This window comes from Barnesiella sp. WM24 (assembly GCF_004570975.1).
Classification (GTDB): domain Bacteria; phylum Bacteroidota; class Bacteroidia; order Bacteroidales; family Muribaculaceae; genus Muribaculum.
The window spans coordinates 99410-117812 of sequence record NZ_SPPC01000006.1 but is presented as its reverse complement, the minus strand read 5'-3'; the positions used below and the strand labels follow the sequence as shown (position 1 = coordinate 117812).

The 18403-nt window shown below is 47.2% G+C and carries 13 protein-coding genes; 9 read left to right on the top strand and 4 right to left on the bottom strand.

Going from position 1 to position 18403, the window contains the following annotated elements:
- Positions 1 to 47: 47 nt before the first annotated feature.
- Positions 48 to 1046: a malate dehydrogenase gene (locus tag E4T81_RS07850; protein ID WP_135043127.1), complete on the top strand. Its 999-nt coding sequence runs from the start codon at positions 48 to 50 to the stop codon at positions 1044 to 1046.
- Positions 1047 to 1120: 74 nt separating this feature from the next.
- Here E4T81_RS07850 and E4T81_RS07845 read toward each other — a convergent pair whose 3' ends face one another.
- Complete coding sequence (locus E4T81_RS07845; RefSeq protein WP_135043125.1) at positions 1121 to 3745, bottom strand: carboxypeptidase regulatory-like domain-containing protein; 2625 nt, start codon at positions 3743 to 3745, stop codon at positions 1121 to 1123.
- A gap of 496 nt (positions 3746 to 4241) precedes the next feature.
- A complete protein-coding gene (locus tag E4T81_RS07840; RefSeq protein ID WP_135043123.1) occupies positions 4242 to 4736 on the bottom strand; it encodes a transposase in 495 nt (164 codons plus the stop codon).
- Between the two features lie 1217 nt (positions 4737 to 5953).
- On the opposite strand from E4T81_RS07840, the gene nadA reads away from it, so the two are divergent.
- The 6 genes from nadA (at position 5954) to E4T81_RS07810 (ending at position 15137) form a co-directional block, all read left to right on the top strand.
- Positions 5954 to 6889: a quinolinate synthase NadA gene (gene nadA, locus E4T81_RS07835; protein ID WP_135043121.1), complete on the top strand. Its 936-nt coding sequence runs from the start codon at positions 5954 to 5956 to the stop codon at positions 6887 to 6889.
- 43 nt (positions 6890 to 6932) lie between these two features.
- A complete protein-coding gene (leuS, locus tag E4T81_RS07830; RefSeq protein WP_135043119.1) occupies positions 6933 to 9704 on the top strand; it encodes a leucine--tRNA ligase in 2772 nt (923 codons plus the stop codon).
- Between the two features lie 133 nt (positions 9705 to 9837).
- A complete protein-coding gene (locus E4T81_RS07825; RefSeq protein ID WP_135043117.1) occupies positions 9838 to 10410 on the top strand; it encodes a non-canonical purine NTP diphosphatase in 573 nt (190 codons plus the stop codon).
- 17 nt (positions 10411 to 10427) lie between these two features.
- Entirely contained in the window at positions 10428 to 12848 is a 2421-nt protein-coding gene (locus E4T81_RS07820) for a two-component regulator propeller domain-containing protein (protein ID WP_135043115.1), read from the top strand.
- Positions 12849 to 12912: 64 nt separating this feature from the next.
- Complete coding sequence (locus E4T81_RS07815) at positions 12913 to 13434, top strand: hypothetical protein (RefSeq protein ID WP_135043113.1); 522 nt, start codon at positions 12913 to 12915, stop codon at positions 13432 to 13434.
- A gap of 32 nt (positions 13435 to 13466) precedes the next feature.
- Positions 13467 to 15137, top strand: coding sequence for a nucleoside kinase (locus tag E4T81_RS07810; protein ID WP_135043111.1), 1671 nt, complete (start codon positions 13467 to 13469; stop codon positions 15135 to 15137).
- A gap of 8 nt (positions 15138 to 15145) precedes the next feature.
- On the opposite strand, the gene E4T81_RS07805 is transcribed toward E4T81_RS07810, so the two are convergent.
- Positions 15146 to 15673 carry an RNA methyltransferase gene (locus tag E4T81_RS07805; RefSeq protein WP_135043109.1) on the bottom strand — a complete coding sequence of 176 codons (528 nt, stop codon included), beginning with the start codon at positions 15671 to 15673 and terminating at the stop codon, positions 15146 to 15148.
- A gap of 51 nt (positions 15674 to 15724) precedes the next feature.
- Positions 15725 to 16642, bottom strand: a complete 918-nt coding sequence (locus tag E4T81_RS07800; protein WP_135043107.1) for an AraC family transcriptional regulator — start codon at positions 16640 to 16642, stop codon at positions 15725 to 15727.
- Positions 16643 to 16875: 233 nt separating this feature from the next.
- On the opposite strand from E4T81_RS07800, the gene E4T81_RS07795 reads away from it, so the two are divergent.
- Positions 16876 to 17898 (top strand): lysylphosphatidylglycerol synthase transmembrane domain-containing protein, encoded by a 1023-nt coding sequence (locus E4T81_RS07795; RefSeq protein ID WP_167761782.1) that lies wholly within the window; start codon positions 16876 to 16878, stop codon positions 17896 to 17898.
- Positions 17899 to 17904: 6 nt separating this feature from the next.
- The gene (locus tag E4T81_RS07790) at positions 17905 to 18399 is read left to right on the top strand and encodes a hypothetical protein (RefSeq protein ID WP_135043103.1); all 495 of its coding nucleotides are present in this window, start codon (positions 17905 to 17907) and stop codon (positions 18397 to 18399) included.
- Positions 18400 to 18403 lie beyond the last annotated feature (4 nt).

Genomic DNA, 18403 nt, shown 5'->3' with positions numbered 1-18403 from the left:
CGCCATATAAGTTGTTATATTCTAAAACCAATAACTTATTAACTTCTATGGACTTTTTAACCACTGATAAACTCACGATTGTAGGTGCAGCCGGCATGATCGGTTCTAACATGGCGCAGACAGCGCTTATGATGCACCTTACCCCTAACATCTGTCTATACGACCCTTACGGACCCGCTCTTGAAGGTGTCGCAGAAGAAATGTTCCATTGCGGATTTGAAGGTGTCAACCTTACCTATACCACCGATGTCAAGGAAGCTTTGACCGGTGCCAAATATGTTGTGTCGTCAGGCGGTGCCGCCCGTAAGGCAGGCATGACCCGTGAAGACCTTCTTAAAGGCAACGCACTTATCGCCGAGGAATTCGGTAAAAACATCAAGCAGTATTGCCCCGATGTAAAGCATATCGTAGTTGTATTCAATCCTGCCGATATTACAGGTCTTATCGCCCTTATATATTCAGGAGTGAAACCTTCATGCCTCAGCACTCTTGCCGCTCTCGACAGCACCCGATTGCAGTCGGAACTATCTAAATATTTCAAGATTCCCGATACAGAAATCAAGAATGCGCGTACCTATGGCGGACACGGCGAGCAGATGGCGGTATTTGAATCCACCACCACTATAAAGGGCAAACCGCTGAAGCAGCTTATTGACGAAGGAGTCCTTCCGGAAGCAAACTGGGAAGCTATCAAGACACGTGTCGTTCAAGGTGGAAAGAACATTATCGAACTCCGTGGAAGGTCTTCATTCCAGAGCCCGGCATATCTGTCTATCGAGATGATTGCTGCAGCTATGGGTGGTAAGCCGTTCCGCTGGCCTGCCGGAACATATGTCAACAACGACAAGTTCCAGCACATAATGATGGCTATGGAGACCACCATCACCAAGGATGGCGTAAGCTACAAGCCTATCGAAGGTACACCCGAAGAAAACAAGGAGCTTGAAAAGAGCTATGAACATCTTTGCAAACTCCGTGACGAGGTAATCGAGATGGGCGTGTTGCCTCCTATCGCCGACTGGCATAAACTGAACCCCAATCTATAATCCTATAGAAGTAACAGAAAAGAGGCGCTCCGCACATGTGACGAAGCGCCCCTTTCTTATTTAAATAATGATGATTATTCAGTCAGTCTTACTTTCTTTCCGTTAACGATGTAGATGTTTCCTACTGAAGGATGCTCTACACGGCGTCCGTTAAGATCATAAACCTTGATGCTCTTGTCGGCGTCGATAACAGCGAGTGAGATACCGACAGTCTTGGCTTTAAGCACTACCACTATGTGGTTTTCCATGCTTTCGGTGAAGTCAGCCTCTGCTTCGGCAGCATCATATCCGTCTTTGCTTACATTGACTTTGATAGTCTTGCCGATTACATCGCCCACTTCAATTGCAGCATTACCGTTGGCGTCGGTTACGGCGTCTTTACCGTTGGCTTCTACTGTAGCACCTTCCACCGGTTCACTGTCACCGTCGATTACTGTCACCTTCAAAGTGCAGTCGGGAGCCACGAGTTCGGCTAACAAGAAGGCATCCATGCTTTCGGTAAAGTCAGCTTCGCCCTCCCAGAAGAGGTAATCTTTGTAAACCGATACGGCTACCTTGGTGCCGATTACATCGGGAAGAGTGAGAGAAGCGCTTCCAAACTCATCGGTTACACCCTCTACTCCGGCTGCAAGTACATGTGCATCGGCAACCGGATTGCCATCCTTGTCAAGCGCCTTGATTATCAAAGAGCAGTCAGGACCTGCAAGTTCGGCTAACAAGAAAGCTTCCATGCTTTCAGTAAAGTCAGCCTTTCCTTCCCAGAAGAGGTAATCCTTGTAGACCGATACGGCTACCTGCTTGCCGATTACACCCGGAAGTGTAAGAGTGGCTTCTCCGTTTTCATTGGTCTCGCCATCAACTCCGTTGGCATAAACCATTGCACCGGCAACCGGATCACCGTTCTTGTCAAAAGCCTTTACTTTAAGTGTGCAGTCGGGAGCTGCGAGCTCGGCGATAGCCCAGGCTTCAGCACTTTCGGTGAAGTCAGCCTCGCCTTCCCAGAAGAGGTAATCTTTGTAAACCGAAACGGCTACCTTAGTACCAAGCACTCCGAAAAGGCTTATGCTTGCTTCACCGTTGGCATCGGTTACAGCTTCTTCTCTCAGTGCATTTACATAAGCACCCTCTACAGGATTACCGTCATTGTCAAAAGCTTTTACTTTAAGTGTGCAAGGCAATTCGACAGCGAAACGACCTAATTGATTTGCATAAAAGAAACCATCATCTTCTCCGCCATATACACCTATGCCAAGTCCTCTGGTCGGGAAAGTAATTTTATTGTTAACAAAACTTCCGCTCTTGTCGCTAAAAAGAGTAATGGATTCTCCTTGTACATCAATACCGATTGGCATCTCAAAGATCATTACATTTTCTGCATCGGAAGCATCGATGTCAAGATAATGGTTGTGGTTATGATATACTATATCACCGGGATAATCTTCAATAAACTTATGGTCGGCATATGGATTCACAAGACGATAAAGTCCGGGGTTGCTCTTGCTTTCAAGCATCTCTACTTTTACAGCGGCAATCTCGTCATCAAGTCCATATACAGGACCGAAAGTATCGTCGGTAAACAGTACATTGCCGAGAGAGGTCCACTCTTCGGGATCATGGGCATATGAGTAGAAATATACTCCATCACCGGCAACACGTTCTCCTGCTTCATTAAAACCGACTACAAATAAGGTATACCATCCTTGTTTATCAAGGTTTAAGGTATAATAATATCCTGATTCTAAACCATCATTACCGTTTTCAGCAATAAAATCAAGATTTTTATCACTTATGGCATACATGCCATAAACAGATCCATATTTATAAGAAACGATATCATCACCGCCGGCAAAACCAAAACGTGCATTGTTTTCATCATTGGCACAAAGACTGGTCTGAACCAGAAGGAAGCTATAGTCGGCATCATCGCCGCCGGGATTGTAAGTGGCACCCGGAAGCACGATAACAAGGTCCTCACTTGTCGTGAACACTTTTTCGCTATAACCTGACGGTATCACAGGATTAAAATCATCGTCAAAATCCAATACATCCCAGGGTTCAATGCCGAGACCTACTGCAATGGCGCCTGCAGGAATAACAACGACATCATTCTCAAAAGTACCGTAATTTATCTGCGATACTACATACTCATGTTCATATTCCAATGGGTCGAGAAGATTGTATACAGCCTCTTGAATTATGGGGTCTCCGTCAAGAGTGTTGAAAATCATGTAAGAGTCAACTTCCGGATCGGCAAGGCTAAGCCCCATATCGCCGACATTAGGATTATTGTCATGGATATTTACAAGACGATAGATACCCGGCTGAGATTGTGATTCCTGAATTTCAACTTTAAAGGTCTGTGCGGGCACTCCATAGTCGGCAAGGGGTGCTACTGTTATGGCGTCGGTGTAATCTGCTTCACCAAGTGTCTCCCAATTGTAGCCACCGTCGGGAAGCACTTTATTGACGCGTGAATTACCTTTAGCCTCCTTAAATACAAGAGGATTAGCACCGGCATGCTTTTTAATGTTAAGCTTGCCCTCAGCCTTGGTCGCTTTAGCATTGACCGGCTTTACTGAGGTAATATCACCGTTGGTGACATTACCCCCTTTGTAAGCCTCGCCCACCTTTGCCGGAAGTGCGGCTGACGCACCTGCCGCAATAAGGGCCGAAGCTAAGAATGAGTAAAATTTTTTCATACGCAAAATTTTAGTTTTTTTCCATTAATATTTGCAATCATCGCAAATATAACCAAAAAAAATTAAAACACGTATATATTTGTTCAAAATGTCATATTTTCTCATATAAAACAACCATAAAGTCATCACACAAACAAAATCAAACACCCCCCGCGTAGCCGATAATACCGCGTATAAAATACATCATGTATAATATACCATCGCGTATAAAATACAATACACCGCGTATAAAAATACATCGCGCAAAAATTACCATCGCGCATAAAATATATCACGTTAAAATACACCGCGTAGCTGTAGGGGCGAGTGGAAGCTCGCCCGAAACACATGCATTGCGAAATACGGCGTTGTACACGCATGGTTGATACGCGGGCGAGCTTCCACTCGCCCCTACATTGCTTGTGTATATTGCATATGTATGTTATATGTATACCTGCATGTACATTTGTGCATTTTACAATGCATAACTATCAATGAATCCGGGTATATAAATGATTTAGGTATTGTATTTATCTGCTGCCCAGCGCAATACATTATTTTCAATGTATTCAAATATAAAATTCGCTTTGCCTATATCCCTGATGATATGTTCGTGATACCCTCGCTGCCACTTAAATTCAATATTTGCATGCCTGGAATATCGTGTGGTTAATGCTTTTATCGTAGCTACATTGACTGACAAAATTTTTTTGTGCTTTAAATTGTCATACTCCTGCGAATAAGGATCCATGCCTTGATTAACAAAAAATATGGCATGGAAATGATTTGGCATGATAGTAAACAGTGGAATCTCGATATCGGGATGGTATTTATTATAATCTGTCAATATGGATTTAAGATACTTTCCCAGTGGATTATAATTTATGACATCACCGGTAATTTCACCAAAATAGTGATGCCTATTATATGTGCATACCGTGATGAAATATGCGCCTCCATTGTAATCATGCCAGTTAACCCTGACATTTTTTCTTGTAGGAAATTTAGACATAGAAACAAATATACAATTATGATTTCAAACAAATGTAATTTTAACAATTAAATTTTTATGTTTACGAAATATTTATTGTAAGCATTGCATAATTTTACCATCAATACCCCCCCGCAGCAAATATATCGTGTATAAAATATACGCATGCATGTATACATACAATATACACATGCAATGTAGGGGCGAGTGGAAGCTCGCCCGCGCATCAACCATGAGTAATCAACCATGCGTGTACAACACCGTGTTTCGCAATGCGTGTATTTCGGGCGAGCTTCCACTCGCCCCTACAGCTACGCGGTGGTATTTTATACGCGATGTATTTTATATGCGGTGTATTTTATACGCGATGTATTTTATATGCGATGTATTTTATATGCGGTGTATTTTATATGCGATGTATTTTATATGTATATTGCATGTATATTGCCTGTGGATTTTGTGTGTTGACAATTGTTGAAAACTATGTTGATTTATGACGATATACACATGCAATGTAGGGGCGAGTGGAAGCTCGCCCGCATATCAACCATGAGTAATCAACCATGCGTGTACAACACCGTGTTTCGAAATGCGTGTATTTCGGGCGAGCTTCCACTCGCCCCTACAGCTACGCGATGGTATTTTATACGCGGTGTATTTTATATGTATATTGCTTGTGGATTTATGTGTTGATAATTGTTGAAAACTATGTTGATTTATGATAATATGTTTTTTGAAGGTTTTTTATAATTATATTTGCGCATTTGGAATTGAGCGAGTATTAGTCATTATGCGCGTTATTCAAAATTTTTTATGTATCAGATTTTGTGCAGATATCAACCATGATTGCCATACTTATCAATACCGGCGGTCCATGATTTTTATTTACATAGCCACTTATTAACCATATGTTGATAATACGGTGATTTACCTGTAATAGTGGCGATTAACATGTTGATAACAATGAAAATATTGTTTACACGACTACAATAACTTAATATGCAAGCAAATGCAGCAAAACTTATCATTGCTGTCAACAGCTATTACCAATATCAGATAAAGGAGATTTTCAAAAAATTTTTTCTTCTAATATAAAAAGTGTGGTTGATAACAACGGTCGGCGGGTAACAGCCTGAAATATCCTATATGGTGCATGATGGGTGTGGATAAAAAAATTTGTATCTTTGCGGATAAGTAAACTGATTTTTAAGAGTTGCTTATATATAATATAAATAGGTATGGACCTTAAAGAAGAGATTCTTCAGCTGAAGAAAGAGAAAAATGCGGTTATACTCGCTCATTATTACGTGAACGGTGACATACAGGATATTGCCGACTATATCGGCGACAGTCTTGCACTGGCTCAGATTGCCTCGCGGCTTGACGAGCCGGTGATAGTGTTATGTGGTGTCAACTTTATGGGTGAGACGGCAAAGATATTGTGTCCCGGAAAGACTGTATTGCTTCCCGACATGGAAGCGGGATGTTCTCTTGCCGACAGTTGTAAAGCCGACGACTTCGAGGCTTTTATCAAGGATAACCCCGGTCACACTGTCATAAGCTATGTCAACACGTCGGCAGGTGTAAAGGCGTTGACCGATGTCGTGGTCACTTCATCAAACGCACGTCAGATAGTGGAGACTTTTCCCGAGGACACGCCTATAATATTCGGACCCGACCGCAACCTCGGCTCATATATCAACGCTGTGACAGGACGAAACATGAAACTATGGGACGGCGCATGTCACGTGCATGAGCAGTTTTCGGTAGAGAAAATAGCTATGCTGAAGAAGGAGCATCCCGGAGCCAAGGTGCTTGTCCATCCCGAGTGCAAGGGGCAGGTGCTCGCGCTTGCCGACAAGGTAGGGTCAACAGCCGCCTTGCTGAACTACGCCGTCAACAGCGGAGAAAAGGAGTTTATCGTGGCTACTGAAAGCGGCATCCTCCACGAGATGCAGAAACGCTGTCCCGACAAGACATTTATCCCCGCCCCTCCTGCCGACTCTACTTGTGCGTGCAACGACTGCGCCTACATGAAGCTTAACACTCTTGAGAAGCTCCGCGACTGTCTCCGCGACGGAAAGCCGGAGATGAACGTCGACCCTTCAGTGGCGGAAAAGGCTATACGCCCTATAAAAAAAATGCTCGAGATAAGCGAGCGACTCGGACTGTAGAGGGTCGTTTTATCAACATCTGATAATAATTATTTACATCATCATGGAATATAACCACAGAGAGATTGAATCACGCTGGCAACAGTATTGGAAAGACAATAAAATCTATAAGGCGGAGATTGACACAGCCCGCCCTAAATTCTATGTACTCGACATGTTCCCCTATCCTTCGGGTGCGGGACTGCATGTAGGACATCCGCTCGGATATATAGCGAGCGACATTTTTTCACGCTACAAGCGCCTGCAGGGATTCAATGTGCTTCATCCTATGGGCTATGACGCTTACGGATTGCCTGCCGAGCAATATGCCATACAGACCGGGCAGCATCCCGAGGTTACCACCACCCAAAACATAGCCCGATATCGCAACCAGCTTGACAAGATCGGTTTCTGCTATGACTGGGACCGCGAGATCAGGACCTGCGACCCCGAGTATTACAAATGGACACAGTGGGCTTTCATGCGCATGTTTGAAAGCTACTATGACAACGATGCCGACAAGGCGCTCCCGATAGCGGAACTCGTGAAGCGCTTCGAGACTTCAGGCTCGGAGGGTGTCAACGCGGCGTGTGGAAAGCAGCTCGACTTCACTGCCGGGGAGTGGAATGGCTATTCTGAAAAGGAGAAAAGCGACATTCTGATGAATTACCGCATCGCATATCTCGGAAACACGATGGTAAACTGGTGTCCCAAGCTCGGCACAGTGCTTGCCAATGACGAGGTGAGCGAGGGTCTGTCGATACGCGGCGGCTACCCTGTGGAGCAGAAGCTGATGTATCAGTGGTGTCTGCGAGTGTCGGCTTATGCCCAGCGTCTTCTTGCCGGGCTTGACACTATCGACTGGACCGACTCGCTGAAGGAGACACAGCGCAACTGGATAGGACGCTCGGAGGGAGCGGAGATGCGTTTCAAGATCGCCGACAGCGACGTGGAGCTTGAGATATTCACCACCCGTGCCGACACTGTGTTTGGCGTGACCTTCATGGTGCTTGCTCCCGAGAGTGCTTATGTCGACATGATTACCACCCCCGACCGCAAGGAAGCCGTAAAAGCTTATCTTGACGAGGTGAAACACAAGACCGAGCGCGAGCGCATGATTGAGAAAAATGTCACCGGAGTGTTTACCGGTGCATATGCTGTAAATCCGCTTACAGGAAAAAATATACCCGTGTGGGTGAGCGACTACGTGCTTGCCGGCTACGGTACGGGTGCGATTATGGCTGTGCCCGCCCATGACAGCCGCGACTATGCGTTTGCAAAGCGATTTGACTTGCCTGTCATCCCGTTGATCGAGGGATGTGACGTAAGCGAAGAGAGCTTTGACGCCAAGTCGGGCAAGATGATGAACTCTCAGGGTGAGGAGCTCAACCTCAACGGCATGGAGGTCAAGGACGCGATTGCCGCCACAAAGAAGTTTATTGAAGAAAAAGGCATAGGCAAGGTAAAGGTCAACTACCGTCTGCGTGACGCTATTTTCAGCCGTCAGCGCTACTGGGGTGAACCGTTCCCCGTGTATTACAAAGATGGCATACCCCATCTGCTTGACGAGTCACAGCTCCCGCTTCTGCTGCCCGAGGTCGACAAATTCCTACCCACCGAGACCGGCGAGCCGCCGCTCGGCAGGGCTAAAGACTGGTCTACACCTGAGGGATTCCCGCTTGAGCTTAACACGATGCCGGGATTTGCCGGTTCGTCGGCTTATTATCTCCGCTATATGGATCCCCGCAACAATGAGGCGCTTGTGTCAAAAGAGGCCGACGCTTACTGGCAGGACGTGGACCTTTATATAGGCGGAACCGAGCATGCCACCGGTCATCTTATCTATAGCCGCTTCTGGAACAAATTCCTCTACGACCTTGGTGTGGTTGTCAAGGATGAGCCGTTCAGAAAGCTCATAAACCAGGGCATGATACAGGGACGCTCCAATTTCGTATATCGCATAAAGGACACAAATACCTTCGTGTCGGCGGGATTGAAGAAAGACTACGACGTGACTCCTATTCATGTCGACGTGAATATTGTCAGCAACGATGTGCTTGACACCGAGCGTTTCCGTGCATGGCGTCCGGAATTCAACGATGCCGAGTTTATACTTGAAGATGGCAAGTATGTGTGTGGCTACGCTGTGGAAAAGATGTCAAAGTCAATGTTCAACGTTGTCAACCCCGACGATATAGTCGACCGTTACGGAGCCGACACTCTGCGTCTTTACGAGATGTTCCTCGGCCCGCTTGAACAGAGCAAGCCCTGGGACACAAACGGTATAGACGGCGTGAACCGCTTCCTCAAGAAGCTCTGGGGACTCTTCTACAAGGGCGATACCCTGCTCGTGACCGATGACGCTCCTTCCAAGGAGGCGCTGAAGTCGCTCCACAAGCTTATCAAGAAAGTGACCTGGGATATAGAGAACTTCTCTTTCAACACCTCCATAGCCGCGTTCATGATATGTGTCAACGAGCTTAACGCCATGAAGTGTCACACCCGTTCTATCCTTGAACAGCTTATTGTCGTGATAGCGCCGTTTGCTCCCCATATCGCGGAAGAGCTGTGGCATGCCATCGGTAACACCACTACCGTATGTGACGCCAAGTGGCCCGTTCATAACGAGGAATATCTGAAAGAGTCTACAGTCACCATGGCTGTGTCATTTAACGGCAAGGCAAGATTCAATATAGAGGTTGCCGCCGGCACCCCTCAGCCTGAAGTCGAGAAGCTCGCCCTTGAACATGAGGGTGCCGCAAAATGGCTTGAAGGCAAGACTGTGAGAAAGATAATCGTCGTGCCTAACAAGATTGTAAACATTGTATTGGGATAATAATTAATTTCATTGCATAGTTGAAAGGTCGTGAAGCCGTCATGTAAGCTTCATGACCTTTTCTTTGTCGGCACCGGCATAAATATAATAAACAGCCGATAAAATACGTTATAAATCTAAACATCACGCAATTATGAAAGAGATAGTTTTTGCTACCAATAATAAACATAAACTTGAGGAAATACGCCGCATACTCGGCGCTGCCTACAATGTGCTCGGTCTTCATGACATAGGCTGTGACGACGATATACCGGAGACAGCCGACACCCTTGAAGGAAATGCCGCCATAAAGGCGCGATGGGTGAAGGAAAAATATGGCTATGACTGCTTTGCCGACGATACAGGTCTTGAAGTAGACGCCCTCGGAGGCCGTCCCGGCGTTTACTCGGCGCGTTATGCGGGTCCCGCCCATGACTCGGCTGCCAATGTGGCTCTTCTTCTTAAAAATCTTGCAGGGGTGGAAAACCGCCGCGCACGCTTCCGCACGGTCATAGCGCTCGTAAGAGGCGACGACATGACGCTTGTCGACGGCACGGTCGAGGGTGTCATCACCCGCTCTCTTCACGGTGACAACGGATTTGGCTACGACCCGGTGTTCATGCCGGAAGGACATGACGTGACATTTGCCGAGATGGATGCGGAGGCGAAAAATGCGATAAGCCACCGTGGCAGGGCGACAGAGAAACTGCGCATGCTGCTTGATTAACTCATAAAAGGCTACTTATGATAAAAAAGATATTTGCCGCCATAATCCCGGCGTTGACGGCGTTGACGGTTTCGTCACAGACGGCTGTCGGTGACTGGAATGTACATAATAATTTCAGCTATGACGTAGGCAAGGTGATAGAGACACCGCATAAGGTGTATTATCTTGCCGAAAACAATCTGTTTCACTATGACAAGGATATTGACGAAACTTATGGCTACACTATCCGCAACGGGCTTAACGATGTGGTGGTAAAGGACATATATTTCAACACCGATGCCAATTATCTGCTTGTCGTGTATATGACCGGCAACATTGACCTGATATACCCCGATGGTAATATTGTCAACATGGGCGATATAGCCGCCGCAACGCAGATTTCGGACAAGACGGTTAACGATGTCACTTTTTCGGGCGACAAGGCTTATGTGGCAGCGGGTTTCGGCATAGTGGTGTTTGACACTTCTTCCTGTACGGTGGTCGAGTCAGGCATATTCAACCGCAACGTAAGTGCCGTGACGATAGCGAGCGACAAGCTTCTGATGGTATGTGACGGCGAGCTGTATTTTTCACCCCTGTCGTCGATGCATAACACTCTTGACCGCTTCACCTCGATGGGTAAGCTGAAAGCCAATGACATAGAGGCTGTTTCTGACAGTATGGTGGTCTACAGCGACGGCGCCGAGACATGTGCCGTGCTTGATCTCGACTTTGCCGGGGCGTCGTTCACTTCCGGAAAAAGCCATCTCACCGCTGTGCCCTATCTCATCAAGTCGGGCGAAAAGTGCATAATACAGAATTATATGGCAAGCCATATGATAGACAGCAGCGGGCGCATAGTGTCGTCGGTTGACACTCCTGCGGCTCTTTATTCAAAGGATTTCAGGCGTTACATGAAGTGTCACACACTCTCCGACGAGAAGTCACGCTGGTATCTCAGCGCCGACGGGCTCGGACACTACCGGGTGGGCGATGACGGAAAGGTGACTGTCGACCGGCAGGCTTCGCGTCCGATGTCGACATATCTGAAAAATGGTGTGTGGCATCTGATATATGGCGAGTCGTCGGGCGACCTTTATATGTCAAACAACAGCTTCAACAATGTTCCCCGCATGGATACGGCACATGACCACATGTCGCTTAATGTCGCTTCCGACGGATCAGTCAAGGACATCACGCCTGCCGATGCCGACGTTACGATTAATAACTCCAATTCCAATTCGATGTTGAAAGCCGGATTCAACATTGTCGAGGACCCCGAGGAACCGGGAGTGATATATATTGGCACCGCTTTCGAGGGCATGTACAAGCTCAAGGACGGCAAGCAGGTAGCCAAATATGACTGGAACAACATGCCTATTGATTTCCGTTATATGGTGTCGGTGCTTGACATGTCGTTTGACGCTTATTGCAATCTATGGGTCTACGCCAAGTCTATCAGGGATAAAAATGATTCGGAGTGCCTTATAGCCGTTTTGCCGGCGGCGAAGAGAAAGCTTGATAATGTAAAGGAATCGGACTGGATTAAGCTTAATCCGAGAAATTTCGGTCACACTGATACTTACAGCGCAGTGGTGCATGCCTGTCGTTCGGAGCGGGCAAAAAATATAGTCATGATCACTGACGGATGGATTGAAAACAAGCTGCTTGTCTATAATTCAGCCGGAACGGGTGAGACCGTGAGCGATGACTCTTACCATGTCTGGACTTCATTGACCGACCAGGACGGTAAGGTGTTCGGCCCGTCACGTATCGCCTCTTTTGCCGAAGACCGTGACGGTAAGCTCTGGGTAGGCACAGCCGATGGTGTTATAGTGATTAATGACCCTGTGGCGATGCTTAACCCCTCGGCAACGATAGAGCGCGTGAAGGTGCCGCGTAATGACGGAACGGTATATGCCGACTATCTGCTTGACAGCCAGCTTGTCACTTCTATCGCCGTGGACAATGCCAACCGCAAGTGGATGGGCACGTCCACTTCCGGACTGTATCTCGTCAGCGCCGACGGAAAAGAGATTATTGAGAATTTCAATACCGACAACAGCTATCTGCCCACCAATGAGATACTGTCTGTCGTCTGTGACCCGAAAAGCAATATCGTCTACGTAGGCACCCGCTATGGACTTGCCGAGTACAGCAGCGACGCTTCACCTGCCGCAGGCGATTACTCGGAGGTCTATGCCTATCCTAATCCGGTGCGTCCCGATTATGGCGGCTGGATTACAGTCAAGGGGCTTATGGACGACTCGCTTGTAAAGATAGCCGACGCGGCGGGCAATGTGTTTTTCCAGGGACGTTCGGAAGGCGGCATGATTACGTGGGACGGCTGCAACGCTGCCGGTCAGCGTGTCAAGACCGGAGTCTATTACGTGTTTGCATCGCAGGGCGGTGACAGCGGCTCTTCAGGCGCTGTAACCAAAATAATGGTCATAAATTGATTGCTGATACAATCAAAAGCATTAAATTTGGTGTTATTAAATAAGACTCAAAAGCTACGTTTATATGAAACTGCGATATATAGATGAAAATGACAAATGCTACGGCATAACCGGCATGGCGATAGGCATGGTGATTTGGGATGCCGAGAATGTACTCTCTTCAATCTCTGTCGACGCCCCTGCCGATGAGGCGGTTGAATTCACCCCTGAATTTTATTTTTCAGGCAATCCGGGATTGTCGGCAAAAGTGGCATGGAATCATATACTTCAGCATTTCCAGGTGTCTATGGGGATGCTTATCGGCAATATATTGTGTCGGAGCTACGTGCTTCACAAGGAGACTGTTGACAGCGACACCCGCAATGAGCTGCTGAGTTATCTTGATGAAGAAGGAAAGGATGTATGCTCGCTTGAGAGCGACGAGATAGAACACATGTTCAATAAAAGTTACAATTATCTCCACAAGGTGTTTAATCATGCCGGCGTGCAGAGCGTGGTGCATGATTTTGCGCGTGACCTGAAGGCGCAGCGCCGCATGTCGCGTGGAGAGGTAGTGGAGCATCTGCGTGCTCTGCGCATGCTCTGATTTTCATTCAATCATTTAAATTCATCACAGCTATGAGCGACCTGTTAAAAGTGTACTGTAAAAATATAGGCGAATATATACCATTCAAGGGTGGTGACACGCTTATGGACATTTATCGCGGTATAGCCGACCGCATTGACGGAACTCCTATATGCGCGCAGGTGAATAACCGCACGGAGGACCTTCAGTTTCCGCTTTTCTCTCCGAAGCAGGTGCTTTTTCTCACTAAGGAAAGTCCGTCGGGACATCGTGTCTACGTGCGTTCGTTATGTATGATGCTGTATCGCGCGGTGACAGCGCTCTATCCCTCAACAAGGCTTGTGATTGAACATTCTGTGTCGCGTGGCTATTATTGCCGCCTGACGGGTGAAGTCACTGTCGATGCGGAAGTTGTCGGCAGGTTGAAAGAGTATATGCATGACCTTGTAAGACGCGACTTGAAGTTTGAGCGTAAAGAGCGCCTTACGACCGATGTCATATCCATCTTTGAGAAGCAGGGTCTTGATGACAAGGTAAAGCTTCTGCGCACACTCCATGAGCTTTACACCGTATATTACCGCCTTGACGGCATCTGTGACAGCTATTACGGTAATCTCGCCCCCTCTACGGGTATGCTGAAAGTCTTCGATCTGGTGCTTTATAAGGAGGGTTTCCTGCTTATGGGCATGGACAGCGACAATCCTGACCGTCCGGCGTCGCCTGTCGTGCAGGAAAAGCTATATGGGGCGTTTACCGATTATCTTGCGTTTAACCGCGTGATAGGGGTGGATGATGCAGGCGACCTTAACGAGACTGTGGCGAGCAAGGAGACGGCTATGCTTATAAATGTAGCCGAGGCTCTTCATGACAAGAAGATAGGGCGTATTTCCGATGAGATTTCGCGGCGTTACGCCGAAGGCGGGGCTAAGGTGGTGTTGATTGCCGGCCCGTCATCGTCGGGAAAGACTACCTTTACAAAGCGTCTTGCCATACAGCTGATGACTAATCTGCTGGAGCCAAAGATGATTTCGCTTGACGATTATTTTGTAAACCGCGAGAATACGCCACGCGACGAGTCGGGCGACTATGACTACGAGTCGCTTTACGCTCTTGACCTGGAGACATTCAACCGTGACCTGAACACACTTATATCAGGCGGTGAGATTGATCTTCCCACTTATAATTTTGAGCTTGGACAGCGTGTCTACAAAGGTAAGAAGCTTAAACTTAACGATAATTCGGTGTTGCTTATCGAGGGTATACACGGGCTCAATCCGGAGCTTACGTCACATATCGAGGCTAAGTTGAAATACATGATATATGTCTCGGCGCTCACCACCATATCCATTGACGACCATAACTGGGTGCCGACAACCGACAACCGTCTTCTGCGCCGCATCATTCGCGATTACAAATATCGCGGCGTGTCGGCTATTGACACCATACGCCGCTGGCCCTCGGTGCGTCGCGGCGAGGAACGCTGGATTTTCCCCTATCAGGAAAATGCCGATGCCATGTTTAACTCCTCGCTGATATTTGAGCTTGGAGTGATGAAAGAGTTTGCCGACGATATACTCAAGGGAGTGCCGCGTGACATGCCTGAATATGCCGAGTCTTTCCGCCTGCGTAAGCTATTAAGCTATTTCACTCCTATACCGGAGCGCCTTATTCCGTCGACATCGCTGTTGAGGGAGTTTCTTGGCGGCTCTTCATTTCATTATTGAAAGAGCGGCTATATCATCTTTGAATATAGCTGCCAAAGGGCTATCCCCGTGCTTACCGACACGTTGAGGGAGTGTTTTATACCTGCCTGAGGTATCTCCAGGCATATGTCGGCGCTGTCGACCACTTCCTGGGCGACGCCTTTTACCTCATTGCCTGCCACGATTGCATATTTTTTGCCATCCTCAGGGATGAAGTCCTCAAGTGATATGCTCCCTTCGACCTGTTCGAGTACACATATGGTGTAGCCGCGCTTTTTCAGGTCGGTGATGCCCTCCTGTGTGTTGTCAAAGTGTCGCCAGTAGACCGAGTCTTCCGCTCCGAGTGCCGTCTTGTGGATCTCCGGTGAGGGAGGGGTGCCTGTCACTCCGCATAGCTGGACTTCTTCTACGGCAAATGCGTCACACGTGCGCAATATGGCGCCTACATTGCTCAGGCTCCTTACATTGTCAAGCACTACCGCGAGGGGTGATTTTTTCTGTTCCTTGAATTCTTCAGTGGTGACCCTATGAAGATCCCATATGCTTTTCTTCTTCATGGCTACAAAGTTACAAAAAATGCACTCGCCCTGCAACTCGCGGTCAGAGGGTCATGAACGTTGAAATTCAGTCGGTGACATGCCGGTCAGATGCTTGAAAAATTTGCCGAATGATGACTGGTTGGTGAAATTGAGCTCATAGGCTATCTGCTGGATGTTTTTTCCTGAGAATCGCAACATGTTTTTTGCCTCAAGTATCACACATTCGTCAATCCATTGGGCGGCGCTCTTTCCGGTGCTTTCTTTGATTATCAGAGAGAGATATTTGGGCGATATGTACAGCTTTTCAGCATAGAAACCTACCGAGCGCTCCTTGGTGTGGTAGGCGTTGACAAGCTGCATGAAGTCATGGACATAGCTCAGGCGGCGTGATTTATACCGCTGGCTGTCATCTTCGGTTTCGGAGGCGTCGCGGGTTGTGGCTATCTCCATTATCTCGTAGACGAGTGCCGACACGAGGTTGCGCGCTATGCTCTTGACATAAAGCGACACTTCCCTGCCCTTTGCATTGAGATGTAGAAGCTCAAGGTAGCGGCGCAATAGCTGCGTCTCATCCTCTGTCAGCGCTACTACCGGTTTTCGCTTCTGAAACTGATGTTTTATATTTATGACGTTTACATCGAGATTGATGTCAAACATGAATTCTTTTGAGATAAAGAGAGTGTATGCCTCAATGTTGTTCCAGTCCACTTCGCCTGTGCTTATGATGGAGTTTGGTCCCGTGATGATGGCGGAGTTTTGTGGCACGTCTATTGATTCAAGATTTATATTGATTGTCTTTATGCCTTTCAGGGCGAGTACAAATGTGAGTCCGTCAAAGCGCCAGGGATTGTCAAGCAGACATCCGGGATTGGCGTTGGTTCCGGGTGATATGCGTGAAAACACATAGTCTTTTTCAAAACAGCTGAAGTCGGTCGAAAAGTTTTTAATAGTGGCTAAATGTGATATTCCTACGGTTCTTTCGGTCATGATTGTTTATTCTTTTATTCCTTTTGGAATACAAAAATCGTCTTTTTTATGAAATGTTGCAAGTATAGAGCGTGTTTTTCGACTTTTTGACCAATAAAGTTAACCTTTATATTGCTTCGTTGCTCACGCTTATTTAAAAAATTATTTATAAGAGCCACTTGTCATGGAAATATAGTATCTTTGCAAGTAGATGAACATTTAACAGTTACTTATCCATTTTTAAATTCATTGCTTTGGAAAAGAAAAAGTCAAGCAGCCTGCTGCGCAATATTATCAAGTATGGATTACCTGTGGCGCTGAGTGTGTGCCTTTGTTTCTATCTGTACTCCAAGATTGATGTCAATGTGATAGTGGACGAGATACGCCGGTGTGACTACATGTGGATTGCCATAGCCTTGGTGGTAAGCGTGTTTTCCCATATTTTCCGTGCCATGAGATGGCGCATTCAGCTTGATGCCCTTGAGATATATACGCCGCTTCCACCGCTTGTGTGGAGTATATTCGGCACATATGCCGTAAACCTGCTTGCTCCACGTCTCGGCGAGCTGTGGCGCACGGGATACATAGCAAAGCGTCAGGACGCGAAGTTTACGACAGTGTTCGGGTCGATGGTATGTGACCGTCTTGCCGATACCGCCACTGTGCTTTTGCTTACGCTTGTCACCTTTTTTATAGCGCGCCCGGCGTTTATCGCTTTCGGAGAGAAATATCCGGAGACTTATCAGGGTATGCTCAATATGCTCCATTCACCATGGCTGTGGGGCGCCGGCATTGTCATGATAGCTGTCGTCGTGTGGCTTTTTACCACCAAGACCACAAGCAAGTGGGTGCTGGGAGTGCGTCAGGCGGTGAAGAATCTATGGGATGGCTTCGCGGTGGTTGCAACTATGCCTCACAAAGGTAAATGGCTGCTGCTTACGGCTGCCGTGTGGGGATGCTATTTCTTCCAGCTGTATCTCGCCTATTTTGCATTCTCATTCACTGCTGGTCTTGGCATTGTGTGTGCGCTCGTGGCGTTTGTTCTGTCAAGCATTTCTATGGGAATACCGAGCAACGGAGGTCTCGGACCGTGGCATCTTGCCATTATTTTTGCTCTCGGCATATATGGCGTCGAATACAATCAGGCTGCTGCCTTTGCCACAATCGTGTGGGGGTCTCAGACGTGCCTGCTTGTGATTCTCGGTCTATATGCTTTCATCTCTATCGCGCTTGACAAGAAGCACGTGACACCTGCCGTAAATAATATCTCAAAGTAAGCGACTATGGATTTAGACTCAAAACCCGACAATTTTCTTTCCGAAGAAAAAGATGATAATGTGATAAAATTTGACGGAGCCGCCCCGGTTGATTCTGACAGTCAGCCTGCTCCGGAGAAGCCAAAAAAGCGTCACGCGATGAGGCGTTTTTTGTGGTGGTGTGTCGCTGTCGTGGTCATTTCACTGGGTGTTGTCACCTGGATAAGGTATATAAACCCTTATGAGACCGACATGGAGGAAAGCGGATATGTCGTGGATTTCAAGCGTCAGGGCGTGTTGTTCAAGACCTGGGAGGGTCAGATGCTTGTAAGGTCGGCTCTGATTGACTCAACCCGTCCTTATTCGCGTGATTTTGTATTTTCGGTAGACAATGAGGATGTAGCCGACAGGCTTGCCTCTGCAAAGGGTACGGGACGTAAAGTCACCGTCTCTTATAAGCGTTACTGGGGAGTGTTGCCTTGGCGCGGTGCTACACCGGTTATTGTCACATCGGTGAGATAAATCA

What these genes read in the sequence shown, in the direction of transcription:
- E4T81_RS07850 (WP_135043127.1), top strand. Translation starts at nt 48, where the DNA reads ATGGACTTTTTAACCACTGATAAACTCACGATTGTAGGTGCAGCCGGC.
- E4T81_RS07845 (WP_135043125.1), bottom strand. Translation starts at nt 3,745, where the DNA reads ATGAAAAAATTTTACTCATTCTTAGCTTCGGCCCTTATTGCGGCAGGT.
- E4T81_RS07840 (WP_135043123.1), bottom strand. Translation starts at nt 4,736, where the DNA reads ATGTCTAAATTTCCTACAAGAAAAAATGTCAGGGTTAACTGGCATGAT.
- nadA (WP_135043121.1), top strand. Translation starts at nt 5,954, where the DNA reads ATGGACCTTAAAGAAGAGATTCTTCAGCTGAAGAAAGAGAAAAATGCG.
- leuS (WP_135043119.1), top strand. Translation starts at nt 6,933, where the DNA reads ATGGAATATAACCACAGAGAGATTGAATCACGCTGGCAACAGTATTGG.
- E4T81_RS07825 (WP_135043117.1), top strand. Translation starts at nt 9,838, where the DNA reads ATGAAAGAGATAGTTTTTGCTACCAATAATAAACATAAACTTGAGGAA.
- E4T81_RS07820 (WP_135043115.1), top strand. Translation starts at nt 10,428, where the DNA reads ATGATAAAAAAGATATTTGCCGCCATAATCCCGGCGTTGACGGCGTTG.
- E4T81_RS07815 (WP_135043113.1), top strand. Translation starts at nt 12,913, where the DNA reads ATGAAACTGCGATATATAGATGAAAATGACAAATGCTACGGCATAACC.
- E4T81_RS07810 (WP_135043111.1), top strand. Translation starts at nt 13,467, where the DNA reads ATGAGCGACCTGTTAAAAGTGTACTGTAAAAATATAGGCGAATATATA.
- E4T81_RS07805 (WP_135043109.1), bottom strand. Translation starts at nt 15,673, where the DNA reads ATGAAGAAGAAAAGCATATGGGATCTTCATAGGGTCACCACTGAAGAA.
- E4T81_RS07800 (WP_135043107.1), bottom strand. Translation starts at nt 16,642, where the DNA reads ATGACCGAAAGAACCGTAGGAATATCACATTTAGCCACTATTAAAAAC.
- E4T81_RS07790 (WP_135043103.1), top strand. Translation starts at nt 17,905, where the DNA reads ATGGATTTAGACTCAAAACCCGACAATTTTCTTTCCGAAGAAAAAGAT.